Source organism: Bacillus cereus group sp. MYBK216-1 (assembly GCF_051916495.1).
Taxonomy (GTDB): Bacteria; Bacillota; Bacilli; order Bacillales; family Bacillaceae_G; genus Bacillus_A; species Bacillus_A thuringiensis_K.
The window spans coordinates 944,242-958,946 of record NZ_JBQAGT010000001.1; the positions used below are offsets into that span (position 1 = coordinate 944,242).

Genomic DNA, 14,705 nt, shown 5'->3' on the forward strand with positions numbered 1-14,705 from the left:
GAATAGTAAAGAAACTACTGACTATATATACCAATGCATTAGAAACCATTCATTGATATATAATATTTCATACTAATGTTTCAAAATATGGAAAAAATATGTTTAAATAGATATAATGACGCATTCATTCATATTGAATTTATACTTATATTTTAAAAGGGTATCGGAAATAATAGCGATTTTCTAAAACAGTTTTTACTTTTAATAGGAAGTTTTATTACAATATGGTAAAATTATTTCAATATATTTATTTAATATGAAATACAAAGAAGGAGCGTGAAAAAAAGTGGATTTTCGATTTGAATTTACAACGAAGCTGAAAGAATACTTAGACGATGAGAAGGATGAAAAAATAATAAAAGATGGACATAGAGATGTAATTTTTCACTATTTATATGCGTTAGAGACTGAAATTGGCGTTGTTAAAAATCCTAATTTTACTTTTTTTGCATCAGGAAGACGTTCACATATAGTGTTAGAAAACGTTGAATTTAAAACAGAAGTAAATGTAAAAAGTAATATAATTGAAATTACAAAAATAGTGGATAATGTAGTTATTCCGTTAGATACTATCGTAGCGAAAGATCGGGAATTATTTGCCCTTGGGCGTAATGAGAAGTTTAGTGTACAAATATTAGAGCAGTATCTCCTTGATACATTTGGAGATAAGTTAGGCTTATAATGAATAGAATGAGGTACGTATTTATAGGTAGTGAATTTTAGTTTATATTACTTGCGTTTGACCTCTCATTTAATTTGTACTACAATTCGTAGTGTGAAAGGAGTCATACGATGTTTACGCAAAACTATAGGTTAAATGAGCAAGGATTAAATCATTTCTTTGGACCGCTTGAAGCGAAGATTATGGAGATTATTTGGTCTACTGAAGGTATTACTATTAAAGAAGTCCAGCGGAAGTTAAGTGAAGAATCGCCTGTGAATTTTAATACTGTTATGACAGTTATGAACAGGTTAGTAGAGAAATTACACTTAGAAAAACAGACTGTGAAAAGAAGTGGCATATATCGTGCTATACAAACGAAAGAAGAATTCTTATCTAATCAAACGAAGAAAATGACACAGGAATTAGTGGGGGAATTTGGAGATTTAGTTGTAACACATATGATAGATGAGTTAGAGCAGGCTGATCCGAATTTAATAAAAAAATTAGAAGACAAATTGAATCAGTTAAAAAAAGAGGATCGATGAAATGAAATGGCAAATGCGTAAAATCGTATTGTTAGCGCTCATTGTTAGTACCCTCTTTTTCAGCTTGTTATTGTATTATGTTACATATCCATTTCTCTTTCAAAATAGGGCATTATTCCTTTCAAAGTTTTGCTTGTTTCAGTTAGAAAAACATATGAAAGAACTATCAATGGTTCGTATTATAATAGCGGGGTTATTATTAATTACTGTATTGATTGTGTGTAAAAGAATTTGGCGGCAATTTTTCTATAGTAAAAAAGTACAAAAAGTACTTATCCCATTTATTAGAAAAGGGAAACAAATATATATATTGCCGACTGCGGAAGTTGCAGCGTTTACAATTGGATTATTCCGTCCGAAAGTTGTCATGTCAGAAGGTTTGCTTCAGACGTTTTCAGATGAAGAGATTGATGCGATTATTTTCCATGAAGAATATCATCAAAATAATTGGGATCCGCTAAAATTATTTTGTTTTACGTTATTAGCAGAAGGAATGATTTACATCCCGATATTAAAAGAATTGTTACAACGATACCATACGTATCAAGAGTTAGCAGCAGATAAATATGCGATGCAAAAAATGGAATCTTCATTTGAGTTAGGTAGCGCGTTATTAAAATTAATTAAAATAAAGACAATGGAAAATCGATGTGTTACAGCTTCATTTGCAAAAACAGCAATAAATTTACGAATCGAGCAAGTGTTAAATGAAAAGGTTATTAAGCTTACTATTCCGTTACATACGAATTCGGTATATGTAACAGTAGGTTTATTCTGTATGTCGGTTGTACTTATTGTCGGAGAGTGCATATAGCCTCTTTTTTTTAAGGATAAACACTACTCTATGTAGTGTGGATAGAGTAGTGTTGTTATTTATATCATTATACTTTTTATCGCTATATATATATCTTGTTTATCATATATTACAGGTATTTTATTGTATACAAATCAAATGACGAAAATTACAGCATTCTTTATTCGTCTATTCGGTGGATTTACAGGTTTTTAAAAATGAGGAGGAAGAAAAGTGAAGAAACTAATTGCTATTATACTAGTAGGTGCTCTCGCTTGGGCGGGGGTTAACTTTTATAATTCAAAGAAAGAAGAAAAGGAAAGAAAAGCAAAGCAAGCAGAGTTACAAGAGAAAGAAGTATTACCACAAGTAGGTTTTAAAGCACCTGGCATCACATTAAAAGGATTAGACGGAAAGTTGCAGTCGTTAAATGATGCCAAGGGAAAACCATATATTATTAATTTTTGGGCATCATGGTGTGGGCCGTGTGAAATGGAGGCACCTGACTTAGTTCATATGTATGATAAATATAAAAAGGATGTTGAAATTTTTGCGGTGAATGCAACTGTTAGTGACCCAGTACAAGAAGCAAGCGCATTTGCTAATCGCTATGGATTTGAGTTTCCGGTTCTACTAGATATGGACGGAGTAGCTGGACTAGATTATAAAGTATTCTCTTTACCGACGACATTTTTTGTTAATAAAGATGGAATTATAGTAGATCATGTACGAGGTGTATTGCCACCAGATCAATTAGAAAAGAAATTTAAGAAATTGATTGAGAGTTAAAAGGGGATTTCGTGATGATGGAGTGGATCGTGAGATTACAACCCGTATCTCTTATAATTGGAAGTCTATTTGGATTTATGTTGATGAAACGAAAGATGAGGCATCAAAATGTATCATATGAAAAAATGATGGATGCCGTAACAAATGCGTTTCTTATCATCGTATTTGTATGGAAGTTTGCACCAGCAATTTTAAATCCTGTATGGGCTTTTGAGGCGCCAGTGCAAGCACTATTAGCTGTTGGAAGTATGCAACATATTGTAGTAGGATGCGTAATTGCTAGTGTATACATTGTTTGGAAAAGTAAAAAGGAACAATTTTTGCTTCGTATTTTACTTGATGTACTCCCTTTTGGATTGTGTGTGAGCACTATCTTTTATTTTCTATTACATCATGAAGTAGGTGCACCAACGACACTACCATGGGGAATGAAAATATATGAATCTAAACTATTATATCACCCTATTTTCGTATACGAGATCATCCTTGCTCTTTGTATAATGGGCTTGTTATGGATGAAAAATGAAAGGCTCGGAAATGGAAAGAATATAAGTATTTTTCTAATTGTTGAGGGGTTTGCTCAAATCATTATTTCGCTTGTTAGTGAACAAAATTCGGTTCAGTTTGGTCTATCAGCACAGCAAATAATGAGCTTTTGTATTATTAGTTTAGGGATTTTGTTAGTGCCGAAAAAATAAAAGATAGCCATGTACAGAGAGTATCTGTGTATGGCTATCTTTTATAAGCGTATTTCTTCATCATATGCTAAATCATTATATTGTAGAAATCTAAAAACCCCTTTATTAGGGGTTTTTAGGTTTCTATAGGTCTGCATGTGTTTCTTGTTTATCTGTATCCCATTTTGGAAGTTGTTTTGCTTGTTGATTTTCAGTGAAATTATTAAAGCCAAAAGCAAGTATGCATGTAAAGGTTAAAATAGCTAAACTAATCTTTTTCATTATCTTAGTGGCTCCTTAGTTAATAATTTTTGTTTTGCTTCGTAAGTTTTGAAAAAATATTTTTGAGATTTCTCTATTTTATTCACTTTATGCAATTCTACTGCTAATAATTCGTAATATTCTTGTGCATAATCGTATAATTCTTTACTGTTAAAATATGTAGTGCCTGCAATGATTGCGTTTTCTAAGTCGTCTAGAATACCAGTGTGTTGTGTTTTTAAGATAGTGAAATGGTGTTTATATTCTTGATTATTTAATTCATTACAAATTTCTAAGCCTTTTTGAACCCAATCGTTTGCAAGTTCTTTTTCATTTAAACTAAAATGTTCTTTGGCTTGTAGAAAATTGGCTTTTAGGTGTTTAGGTAATTTGTTTGTAACTATTGTAAGATGTCTAATAGCAAGGGTTGATAGATTTTGAGAAGAGTAGAGCCAACCTAAGTTATTTCGAACTTTTAAGATTAGTGTATCGTCTTTCAGCTTTTGTAAAATATTGATTGCTGAATTATAGTTCTCTTCGGCTTGTTCGAATTGTTTTAAATAAACAGAACATGAGCCTAAAATGTTTTCGCATAGAGCTATTTTAATTTCATAACGTGGATATTTTGAGAAAATCTCTTTCGCTTGATTTGCATAATTGATTGCTGTAAGTGGTTTGTTTGTATGGTGATTAAGTATAGCAAATTTATATTTATATTCAGCTTCTTCTAGTTCGCCTGGTACATGTTTTAAAAGGGATTCAGCTTTTTCGTATTCTTTTTTTGCTTCATCATAATTTCCAATAATGGTAGCATGTTCAGCTTTAAAAAAGTGATAATAATAAGTAATAAAGTCTTCAGTTATTAGATTGTCAAAACGAACAATTTGACTAAAAGTATCATACTTAATGTTTGTCCAATCGGTTAGGACCTTATATTTAAAGTTTAGTAGGGAGTAGTAAAGCGATAGATTTTAATCAGCTTCAATTTTATTAATCTGTTTCTCTATTTTTTCTTTTAATTGTTTCGCTTCAATTAATTGCTCCGCTACCATTACTTGATATAAAATGTTTAATTCGTTGACAATCTGTTCATGCCCTTTTAATAACACACTCATTATATATTCCCCCATCCGATAAAAGTATCCTAATTTAATTATTTCTATAATAGCAAAATAGAAGAAGTATAAGAGTAATTTTACCATATTTTTCAACAAAATTCCGAAAAATCAATTAATTTTTACGTATTTCTTATTTTTATGTGAATATTACAAGTGCCTCTGGTAGTGGTGGGATGAATCTGATTCATGATACGTTAGCGTCAATGGGAGGGATAGTTTCACTTGTAAATATGTTTTTAGGAGGCTTGTTCAGATTGGGTCCAACTGTTAAGTTTTTAACAAAAATTTCACTTTCTTATTTAATAAAAACAGGATAATCCGCATTTTATAAGAATCATCCTGTTTTTATTGATACATTAAAAAATCGGCGGAGTAACAGAAAACAAAACAATGGCATTTTTTTTAAAATGATTCCCCCATTTATGTTTTAAATAAGCAGGTATCTTTACACTGTCGCCAGTTTCTAATACGTATTCTTCCTCATTTAAATATAATGTGATTTTCCCATCTAAGACAAATGCCAATTCTTCTCCTTTATGTTCTAGCACATTTTCTGATGAAGCTGTATTAGGCGGGATAGTCATAATTGCTGTTGCTAAATTTCCAGTGAAATCAGGTGAAAGCATTTCATATGATAAATTATCGATAATCATTTTCTTTCGTTTATGGGAACGTACAATTAAATCGTCTGTATTTGTATCTTCAAGTAAAAAGCTAAATGTTGGCACATCAAGAGCTTTAGCAAGCACTTTTAATGTTTGAATAGAAGGGTTAGCGGACCCGCGCTCAATTTGACTTAACATAGATGGTGTAATATCAGCCATCTTTGCTAGTTCTTTACTAGTTAAACCTTTTTCTTTTCTTTGTTTTTCAATTTTTTTACCGATATCTATATTTTCCATAATGAAAATCTCCTTAATAATTATTAAATTATATTTAAAAAAATTAAATTAAAATTAACTTAATTGAATGATTTGTGTTAAACTATATTAAAATTAATTTAATTATAATTTATTAAATCGTAAGCTACAAGGTGATGAGGAGGAAGAGAAATGAAGGAAATAGAGAAATTAAAAGAGGAATATCCACTATTAAAGAAATTAATCGCAACAGAAGAAGTATTTTGGATAAATCCAAACATAGAAAAGTATGAAACAGCAATAAAAGGTACACCATTGAATGAAGAGAATGTAAAAGATGCGGAAGAGAGATTAAAGCGTTTTGCGCCATATATTGCGAAAGTTTTTCCTGAAACGAAAGGGACGAACGGCATAATCGAATCACCTTTAGTGAAAATACCTTCTATGAAAAAAGCTTTAGAGACAAATTACAAGCAACCTATTTTAGGAGAATTATTATTAAAATGTGATAGTCATCTCCCGATATCAGGATCAATTAAAGCTAGAGGCGGCATTTATGAAGTGTTGAAACATGCTGAGCAACTAGCATTGCAGCACGGAATGTTAACAGAAGAAGATGATTATTCCATTTTAGATAGTGATACATGTAGAGAGTTTTTCTCGAAGTATTCAATTGCGGTAGGTTCTACAGGGAATTTAGGACTTAGCATAGGAATTATGAGTGCGAATCTAGGTTTTAATGTAACCGTTCATATGTCAGCAGACGCAAAAGAATGGAAGAAAAGTTTATTAAGAAGTAAAGGTGTAAACGTTATTGAATATGAAGATGATTATAGCAAAGCAGTAGAAGAAGGAAGACGACAGGCGGATGCGGATCCTAGCTGTTATTTTGTAGACGATGAAAACTCACATGATCTATTTTTAGGATACGCAGTAGCCGCATCACGATTACAAAAGCAATTAGAAGAGTTAGAGGTTGTAGTAGATGAAGATCACCCTTTATTTGTTTACCTTCCGTGCGGAGTAGGAGGAGGACCGGGCGGCGTAGCATTCGGTTTAAAGTTATTGTATAAAGACAACGTTCATTGTTTCTTTGCAGAGCCAACACACTCACCATGTATGTTACTCGGCTTAATGACAGGCCTTCATGACAAAATTGCCGTTCAAGATATCGGAATTGATAATGTAACAGATGCGGATGGACTTGCGGTAGGAAGGCCATCTGGATTTGTCGGTAAAACGATGGAACCATTTTTGAGTGGGAATTACACAGTAAGTGATGAAGAGTTATATAGATTGTTAAAAGAACTAGCTGATACGGAGAATATTGGTTTAGAGCCTTCTGCACTAGCAGGTATGATAGGGCCAGTGAAAGTATGTAAAGAAGATGAGTATTTACAAAAGCAACAGTTAACAGAGAAGGTGAAAAAAGGTACTCATATTGTGTGGGGAACGGGTGGAAGTATGGTTCCAAAAGATGTAATGAATGAATATTATAGGAAAGGTTTGGAGTTAACGGTATAAGAAAAATGAGGCTAATTGTAGCCTCATTTTTTCATGTACATAAAAATCTTTGTTATTTTCACAATAGTTCTTTATAGTATATATAAAGGATAACTAATATTGAATAAATACAACAAAAAAGCTTTATTTTACATAATAAGAGGATGTGTATACGATGTCATTACAGACTAAATATATAGCGGGTATTTCGCTTGGGGTTATGGGTGTCGGCTTCGCGGCTTCTATCCCTTTTCAAGGAACGGTAGCAGGAGAGATTATACAAGGGGGATTTGAAGCTGGATTGGTTGGCGGGCTTGCAGATTGGTTTGCGGTTACTGCTTTATTCCGTCATCCGATGGGAATTCCAATTCCGCATACAGCGTTATTACCTAAAAATCGTAAACGAGTAACGAAAGGGCTCATTCATACGTTAGAAAATGAATGGCTGACGAAAGAAAGTATTACGAATAAAGTAAAAGAGATGCAGTTAGCACAAATGGTACTGCAAATTGCTGAGAGAGAAATGCAGTCTGATGCTGTGAAAAAGGGGATTGTAACGATTGCAGAGAAAGCAATTGTAACAATAGATACAGAAAAGTTAGCTGTTATTATTGAAAAAGAATTAAAAACATATTTACATACAATTAATACAAGTAACATTTTACAAGTGCTTGTTGATCAATTAGTTGTGCAAGAATATGATGAAAAGACACTTGATTACATATTAGTGAAGGTAAAAGATTGGACCGCGCAAGATGAAGCTCGTTACCAGCTCGGTAGCTTAGGTATGAAGGCGATGGAAAATATAAAAGTAGATGGATTCTTGCAGTTTACTTTGAAATCATTTATGAATATTGTAGATGAAGATAAAATTGGCGGCATTTTGCAGAAGTTTATCATTAGTAATATTAACAGCTTACAAGAGGCTGATAATACCACAAGACAACTTATATTAGCGAAGATTCGTCAAGAAATTATCAATGTAAAAGAAAATGAAGCCTTACTAAAGGAATTAGAAAATTGGAAAGAAAAGTGGATTGCGAATTGGGATGCTACTGACAAAATAAAAGAGATGCTAGAGCAAGTACAACAAAGAGCAGTTGCTTTTGTAAATAATGAAGAATTTGCTGATAAATATGTTATTCCATTTTTACAAAAACAAATGAATAAAATAAAAGAAGATGAACAGATAGTTCAAAAAATAGAAGATTGGTTACAAAAACAAGTTGTGAGTCTTGTTGAGAAGAACCATTCGAAAATTGGTAAGCTTGTACAAGAAAACCTTGATAAGTTAGATGATAAAACGTTAATCGAAATGATTGAAAATAACGTCGGTAAAGATTTACAGTGGATCCGAGTAAACGGGGCTGTTTGCGGATTTATGATTGGATTAGTGTTAGAAGGAATTAAAGCGATTATATGAGAAAAACCTTCCGCAATTGCGGAAGGTTTTTTATTTTTCGATAACGCTCATATTCAAATTATAAGTTTTCTCAATATTTAACTTGTACGTCCCATTTCCAGTTTTAATCGAATTTTTATACCAATGTTCTTGCTCGTTTAATTCTGGATGTTCTTCTGAAGAATTATTTTCTTTTTTCGTTAAATCTTCTACTTGCTCCCAAGGTGTGTTTCCGTGTATTTCTTTTTGATTCGTTATTGCTGTTAAAGATACATCACTTTCTTTTGCAAGATGGACAGACACTCTTGAGCTTTCCTGTACAAACCAATTATTTTGTAATTGACCTGGATAAAGAGATAGTTCGTTATTTGAAGCACGGATTTCCACATTTTTATTTTGCGGAAGAACAAGCGTTGGTTTCACCTGTGGTGCTGAATTAAATAACGTATGCTGAACAGGTAATGATTTTAAAGTGATATACATCGTTTCTCCAGCCGTTTGAACTGAAAGGAAATCATCTTGTTTTAAATTGAGTTTTTCATTTGCTTTCGTTGTCATTTCATAAGTTCCCAAAAGATGAATTTGATTTGTATTATTTCCCTCTATCGTTAGAGGCTGATGTCCTGCATCTACTACGATTTTTTTGATAGATTCAGGTATATCAAATTGTCCGTCTGGAATATTACTCGTTTGCCTCGTTGTGTTAATAGAGTGACGAACTTCTTCTAGTAATCCAGTTGATAATAAACAGTAAAAAGCAATTCCGACGCTTCCTAAAACGCCGATAAAGAAAATACTAAAAATATCATATTTAATAAATGATTGTTCCTTCTTAGAAAATAGAAGGTATAGTAAAACTTCGGCTCCAAGTATGATGAGTAAAACTGGCCACCATGCAGTTAGTGTATCTAATACTTGAATTCCTTTTACGACTGAAAATAGTAAAAAGCATCCTAACGATATAATAGAAAGCCCCATTGAGAATGTTCCAACACGCCAAGTCCTCATTCGTTTGTCCCACCTTTGTTTTCTTTATTTCCAAGTAACAATTTAAAGCCGCCGCCAATTAAAAGGAGCGCAACGATAGATGTTTGGAAATAGCGATAATATAGTTCACTAAGATGAATATTAAATATAGTTACAAAATAATCATTCAAAATAGGAAGGACTGTTTGATTTAATAAATAATAACCACCGAGTGTAATTAATCCGATACCGATCCATCTTTGATGATTTATAAAATAATCGATAATGGGTTCGTCTTGAACTCGTTCTTTTCCGTATTTTGCTGTTTGCTGTAACGCATCAAAAAAGCTATAAAACCAAATGATTGGTACTAAAAATAAAAATGCAGAAAGTCTTAATAAGTCGAGTAAATAAATAGATAGTAAGAAGGCTGCCATAAGCTGAAGACCACGGCGTTGTAAGCCTAAATACATATGACCTGCTCCAGGGAACATCGCTAAAATAGAAGCAAATGTTTTACTTTTCTTTTCCTGCTCTCGATGTTCTTCAAAATCTTCGAAAATAGTACGGTCAATTAATTGCTCGCCACGTTCTTTTTTCTGTAGTTGCTGAACAACGTCAAAGAAATTATAAATCCATAAAACAGGTAACGTAATAAGGAAGATAAGAAAACTTTCTTGCGATGTTAAAAGTGCAACGAAAATGATCATACTTCCGATTCCTGTGCAAGCTACTAAAAATGTAAGTCCGCGTTGCATAAGTCCTAATTGGAAATGGCCAAGTCCAGGGATGATGGATAAGAGAATGATATAAAATCGTTCGCTCTCTTTAGAGGAATTTATCACTTCTCCAGCTTCTTGCTTTTTCGTTTGGTTTATAATGGTGATAACTAAATCTAGTAAGTTAATTACCCATAGAACAGCTAGTAAAAATAGAGAAAGAAAAGCAATATCACGTTCTCTTACTACTATGGTACAAAATACTGCAAAGGAGAATAGAAATAGTGATCCCCCGCTATATAAAATAAACCGTCCTAGCTTTTTTAAGTATAAATGTCCAAGCCCAGGAATTAGCCCTAATACAAGTGCTAAAAAGGGATTTTTATTCATGCTTTGAACCTCCGTCCTTTTTCGATGTGTCTACCGATTTGTTTACAATTTGTTGTGAAATAGAAGACTCGTTATGTTTTGAAGATTTCTCTAAATTTGATGTCGCTGTAAAAATATACTGAAATAAACCACTTACCATAAAAATAATTGTAGCCGCAGTCGCAATTATGTAGTGAATGATCGTGCGCTTTAGTGAGGTTGTTTTTATATTTTCATTAGACTGTAGTGTTTCAAAATTAATTTGCGTCATAACTTCGTTCGTAAATGAATCATCATTTATCATTGGAAGGTTTTCATGTTGTTCATCAATACTTTCCATATAAAGTGCTAAACAATGATCACATTTATAAAGATGTTCTTCCATAGATTCACGTTCATTGCTTTCTATAAAATCTAATGTATAATTGCGCCAATCTTCTTTTGAATAATGCATCATAGAAACTCTTCCTCCTTCCAATGTTTTTTAATCCATTTTCGTGCTCGATACAGTTTCATTTCGACTGTTTTTACTTCGATGTTTTCCTGTAAAGCAATTTCTTGATAGCTCTTTTCTTCTAAGTAATGTGCGAGAACGACGTCACGGTAATTTTCGGGAAGTTCTCGCAGTTTTTGAGCAATGAGTAATTTCTGCTCTTTCGTCAATAATAAAGCCTCAATATTATGAGAGGACTGTATATTTTCCTCAGCTTCTTTACATAAGGAGAGTTCTTCACTTTCTCTAGCTTTCTTTCTCTTATAATCAATAGCGTGATTGGTGGCAATACGTGCCATCCACGTTTTTAATCCACGAAATTGATAATTTGGGAGAGAGGTGTGAATTTTTACGAATACTTCTTGTGTAACATCTTTCGCATCTTCTTCATGTCTTAAAATAGAAAAGATAACTTGAAAAATATAATGACGATATGTTTGTACAAGGATACGAAAAGCATGCTCGCTTCCTTGCTGTGCTTTTTCAATTAATTGTTTTTCCTCAATCGGTCTCTCCCTCCTTTTTGACGCATTCTATTATATAGACGTAAAGAATGATAAGTCACCCTACACATTTTGTAAAAAAAGAATAATATATTTTTTGCAGAAGAGCTAGATGAAAAAAGGTGTGAAAAAATGGTAAAGAGAAGTATATAATGAGCAAGTAGGAAATGTTATACGGAGAAAGGATGTGAATGTTAGTAGGGAAAGATTCATACTAACAAACATGAAAATTAAAATATTAATAGCAGATGATAACTCTTTTATTAGAGAGGGCATGAAAATTATTTTAAATACATACGAAGAGTTTGAAGTAGTAGATACTGTAAATGATGGGGAAGAAGCTGTAGCGTATTGTAAAAAGCATGAAGTTGATATTGCTCTTTTAGATGTTCGTATGCCAAATATGAACGGTGTAGAGGCGACGAAGTTCATTTGTGAAGAGACGAAAACAAAACCGCTTATTTTAACGACGTTTGATGATGATGAGTATATTTTGGATGCAGTAAAAAACGGAGCGAAAGGTTATTTATTAAAAAATAACGATCCGGAGCGTATTCGTGATGCGATAAAAGGAGTATATAACGGTCAAACTGTTATGCAAGATGTTGTCCTCGATAAAATTAAGTCTAATTTAATGGAAAGTAAAGAGGAAGAATGTAAAATTGATAAGAGTCTTTTCACAGAAAGGGAGCTTAGTATTATCGCATTAATTGCAAAAGGTTTCTCAAATAAAGAAATTTCGAAACAGCTTTTTATATCTGAGGGAACAATTGCAAATTATATTACGTCAGTTTTAGGGAAAACTGGACTTGAACATCGCACACAAATTGCGATTTATTACTTAACAGGGAAAGTAGATTAATGATATGGAATTTTGGTTAACTGTAAGTAAATTAATTGTCTTTATATATATTGTGTTCAGTTACATACATTCAAATGTTACGAAATTACCATGGGTTATATTTGCTTTGCTTTTATATCTTTCTGTAAACGTGCTAATCTCTATATTAAAAAAAGATACGTACAAAAAAATATTGATTTGTATTTCAATTAGTGTAGTTATGTTATTAACATGGAGGGTTCATCCGTTTTTTATTTTGTTTTTACCTTTGAATTTATACGAAATTACATTCCATTACATAGACAAGAATTGGTCACACTTTGTTATTATGATGCTTCCAATTACAATTACAGATGAAAGCATTCGAATGACTTATGGATTAATTGTTGCATTTTCTTTTCTCGTTTTAACTATGGCAGATCGATATATATCACGTGTAGTAAAGCTTGAATCGCAAAATGATAAGATGCGAAAAGATATGCAACGACTTACGAAAAGCTTACATGAAAATAAAGAGTACATAAGACAATCAGAATACACATTTAAGTTAGAAGAGAGAAATCGATTATCACAAGAAATTCATGATAAAATTGGTCACTCGATGACAGGCGCATTGATTCAAATGGAAGCAGCAAAGAGATTAATGGGGATAGATAAAGAAAAATCTGCGGAGTTATTACAAAATGCAATTCACATTTCAAAAGATGGAATTGAAAGTATTCGCATTACATTAAAAAATATGAAGCCACCAACTGAGCAAATTGGCATTCACCGTATGAAATTATTCATAGAGGAGTTTGCTAGTAAGCATGATGTAAACATTCCTTTCGTATATAAGGGAAACTTAGATATGATTTCTCCCATTCAGTGGAAAATTATTGGTGAAAATGTTACAGAGGCATTAACAAATGCGATGAAATATGCTGATGCGACAGTTATTTCTATAGATATTCATGTACTTAACAAGATGGTTAAGGTGCAAGTGAAGGATAACGGAAAAGGCGCAGCCCTTGTTAAGAAAGGTCTCGGTATTATGGGGATGGAGGAGCGAACAGCGTCTGTAAACGGAAAAATTATTGTAGATGGAACAAGTGGTTTTTTAGTGACGATGTTGTTGCCGATATAAGAGAATGGGACGAAGATGAACCATCTCATATGAAAAAAGTGAATAATCTCATGTGAAAAGAATGAACTTCTGCACTGAGCAGGTTCATTCTTTTTGTTTATACTAATAGCAGAGAAACCGAAATAGGGGTGAAATGATGAATACATTAGAAATTAAAAATTTAACGAAAAAATTTGGTGATTTTATCGCAGTTGATAATATGTCTTTATCTATTAAAGAAGGAGAAATATTTGGCTTTTTAGGATCAAATGGTGCTGGTAAGAGTACAACGATAAATATGATTGCTGGTTTGTTAAGAAGTAATGAAGGCGAAATTAGCATACTAGGAAAAAATATAAAGAAACATAATCGATTTGCAAAAATGAATATCGGAATCGTTCCGCAAGATATTGCGATTTATGAAGAGTTAACTGCCTATGAAAATGTGAAATTCTTTGCTGGATTGTATGGGTTAAGAGGGGTTGAACTAAAAGCAAGAGTAGAGGAAGCACTTCAATTTGTGGGGCTTAGCGATAAACATAAGAGTTACCCGAAAAACTTTTCTGGTGGGATGAAACGAAGACTGAATATAGCTTGTGCAATTGCTCATAGACCGAAGTTAATTATTATGGATGAACCGACAGTTGGAATTGATCCGCAGTCAAGAAACTATATCCTTCAGTCTGTTCGGAAATTAAATGAAATGGGAAGCACGATTATTTACACGAGCCACTACATGGAAGAAGTGGAAGAGATTTGTACAAAAATCGCAATTGTCGACCACGGTAAAGTGATTGCAGAAGGTACGAAAGAACAGTTAAAAGCGATTATTACAGATACGAAAGATATTTGGATTGAAGTGAAGTCAGTAGAAAATTTAGATGTAGAAAAGTTAAAAGAGATAAACGGTGTGAAAGCTGTTCAAATTGAAGAGAACGTAATCAAGGTAAACTCGGATGCAGGATTAAATAATTTAAATAAAATTATTCAGCATTTCATTAATCACGATATTGAAATTCGTTCGTTAGAAGAGCAGGCACCGAATTTAGAAACTGTATTTCTTACGTTGACTGGAAGAAACTTACGAGATAAATAAA

The 14,705-nt window shown here is 32.6% G+C and carries 17 protein-coding genes and 1 pseudogene; 11 read left to right on the plus strand and 7 right to left on the minus strand.

Going from position 1 to position 14,705, the window contains the following annotated elements; all coding sequences use genetic code 11:
- The first annotated feature begins 286 nt into the window (after positions 1 to 286).
- The 5 genes from ACTFRH_RS05055 (at position 287) to ACTFRH_RS05075 (ending at position 3,489) form a co-directional block, all read left to right on the plus strand.
- Positions 287 to 682: a DUF3942 family protein gene (locus ACTFRH_RS05055; protein ID WP_000347527.1), complete on the plus strand. Its 396-nt coding sequence runs from the start codon at positions 287 to 289 to the stop codon at positions 680 to 682.
- Positions 683 to 792: 110 nt separating this feature from the next.
- Positions 793 to 1,209 carry a BlaI/MecI/CopY family transcriptional regulator gene (locus tag ACTFRH_RS05060; protein WP_000495078.1) on the plus strand — a complete coding sequence of 139 codons (417 nt, stop codon included), beginning with the start codon at positions 793 to 795 and terminating at the stop codon, positions 1,207 to 1,209.
- 1 nt (position 1,210) lies between these two features.
- A complete protein-coding gene (locus tag ACTFRH_RS05065) occupies positions 1,211 to 2,023 on the plus strand; it encodes a M56 family metallopeptidase (RefSeq protein WP_000871933.1) in 813 nt (270 codons plus the stop codon).
- A gap of 213 nt (positions 2,024 to 2,236) precedes the next feature.
- On the plus strand, positions 2,237 to 2,791 hold the full coding sequence (locus ACTFRH_RS05070) for a TlpA family protein disulfide reductase (RefSeq protein WP_000733174.1): 555 nt from the start codon (positions 2,237 to 2,239) through the stop codon (positions 2,789 to 2,791).
- A gap of 17 nt (positions 2,792 to 2,808) precedes the next feature.
- Complete coding sequence (locus ACTFRH_RS05075; protein WP_033703525.1) at positions 2,809 to 3,489, plus strand: prolipoprotein diacylglyceryl transferase family protein; 681 nt, start codon at positions 2,809 to 2,811, stop codon at positions 3,487 to 3,489.
- A 123-nt stretch (positions 3,490 to 3,612) separates the two neighbouring features.
- Here the strand turns inward: ACTFRH_RS05075 and ACTFRH_RS05080 are convergent, their stop codons facing one another.
- Both ACTFRH_RS05080 and ACTFRH_RS05085 read right to left on the minus strand, forming a co-directional pair.
- The gene (locus ACTFRH_RS05080) at positions 3,613 to 3,750 is read right to left on the minus strand and encodes a hypothetical protein (RefSeq protein WP_000724010.1); all 138 of its coding nucleotides are present in this window, start codon (positions 3,748 to 3,750) and stop codon (positions 3,613 to 3,615) included.
- Positions 3,750 to 4,844: pseudogene (locus ACTFRH_RS05085) on the minus strand (tetratricopeptide repeat protein). Before ACTFRH_RS05085 ends, ACTFRH_RS05080 begins: the two are co-directional and overlap by 1 nt.
- 143 nt (positions 4,845 to 4,987) lie before the next feature.
- Here ACTFRH_RS05085 and ACTFRH_RS05090 point away from each other — a divergent pair.
- On the plus strand, positions 4,988 to 5,164 hold the full coding sequence (locus ACTFRH_RS05090; RefSeq protein ID WP_003300760.1) for a hypothetical protein: 177 nt from the start codon (positions 4,988 to 4,990) through the stop codon (positions 5,162 to 5,164).
- 39 nt (positions 5,165 to 5,203) lie between these two features.
- Here the strand turns inward: ACTFRH_RS05090 and ACTFRH_RS05095 are convergent, their stop codons facing one another.
- A complete protein-coding gene (locus tag ACTFRH_RS05095; RefSeq protein ID WP_000427632.1) occupies positions 5,204 to 5,749 on the minus strand; it encodes a helix-turn-helix domain-containing protein in 546 nt (181 codons plus the stop codon).
- A gap of 150 nt (positions 5,750 to 5,899) precedes the next feature.
- Here ACTFRH_RS05095 and ACTFRH_RS05100 point away from each other — a divergent pair, with 150 nt between their 5' ends.
- Together ACTFRH_RS05100 and ACTFRH_RS05105 are read left to right on the plus strand one after the other, a co-directional pair.
- A complete protein-coding gene (locus ACTFRH_RS05100) occupies positions 5,900 to 7,231 on the plus strand; it encodes a D-serine ammonia-lyase (RefSeq protein WP_000658341.1) in 1,332 nt (443 codons plus the stop codon).
- 154 nt (positions 7,232 to 7,385) lie between these two features.
- Positions 7,386 to 8,633 (plus strand): DUF445 domain-containing protein, encoded by a 1,248-nt coding sequence (locus ACTFRH_RS05105; RefSeq protein ID WP_000058310.1) that lies wholly within the window; start codon positions 7,386 to 7,388, stop codon positions 8,631 to 8,633.
- Positions 8,634 to 8,663: 30 nt separating this feature from the next.
- On the opposite strand, the gene exsE is transcribed toward ACTFRH_RS05105, so the two are convergent.
- From exsE to ACTFRH_RS05125, 4 genes are read right to left on the minus strand one after another with little or no spacing between them, the layout of a single operon-like run.
- Positions 8,664 to 9,620, minus strand: coding sequence for an exosporium protein ExsE (exsE, locus tag ACTFRH_RS05110; protein ID WP_001261421.1), 957 nt, complete (start codon positions 9,618 to 9,620; stop codon positions 8,664 to 8,666).
- Positions 9,617 to 10,687, minus strand: coding sequence for a hypothetical protein (locus ACTFRH_RS05115; RefSeq protein ID WP_001039120.1), 1,071 nt, complete (start codon positions 10,685 to 10,687; stop codon positions 9,617 to 9,619). The genes exsE and ACTFRH_RS05115 overlap by 4 nt, the downstream gene beginning before the upstream one ends.
- The gene (locus ACTFRH_RS05120; protein ID WP_000972357.1) at positions 10,680 to 11,123 is read right to left on the minus strand and encodes a hypothetical protein; all 444 of its coding nucleotides are present in this window, start codon (positions 11,121 to 11,123) and stop codon (positions 10,680 to 10,682) included. The genes ACTFRH_RS05115 and ACTFRH_RS05120 overlap by 8 nt, the downstream gene beginning before the upstream one ends.
- A complete protein-coding gene (locus ACTFRH_RS05125; RefSeq protein WP_306461541.1) occupies positions 11,120 to 11,665 on the minus strand; it encodes an RNA polymerase sigma factor in 546 nt (181 codons plus the stop codon). Before ACTFRH_RS05125 ends, ACTFRH_RS05120 begins: the two co-directional genes overlap by 4 nt.
- A gap of 220 nt (positions 11,666 to 11,885) precedes the next feature.
- Between ACTFRH_RS05125 and ACTFRH_RS05130 the strand changes: the two genes are divergently transcribed.
- The 3 genes from ACTFRH_RS05130 (at position 11,886) to ACTFRH_RS05140 (ending at position 14,704) form a co-directional block, all read left to right on the plus strand.
- Complete coding sequence (locus ACTFRH_RS05130) at positions 11,886 to 12,524, plus strand: response regulator transcription factor (RefSeq protein WP_000694093.1); 639 nt, start codon at positions 11,886 to 11,888, stop codon at positions 12,522 to 12,524.
- A 4-nt stretch (positions 12,525 to 12,528) separates the two neighbouring features.
- Positions 12,529 to 13,629 (plus strand): sensor histidine kinase, encoded by a 1,101-nt coding sequence (locus tag ACTFRH_RS05135; protein ID WP_000397656.1) that lies wholly within the window; start codon positions 12,529 to 12,531, stop codon positions 13,627 to 13,629.
- 136 nt (positions 13,630 to 13,765) lie between these two features.
- On the plus strand, positions 13,766 to 14,704 hold the full coding sequence (locus ACTFRH_RS05140; protein ID WP_001093829.1) for an ABC transporter ATP-binding protein: 939 nt from the start codon (positions 13,766 to 13,768) through the stop codon (positions 14,702 to 14,704).
- The last annotated feature ends 1 nt before the right edge of the window (position 14,705 follow it).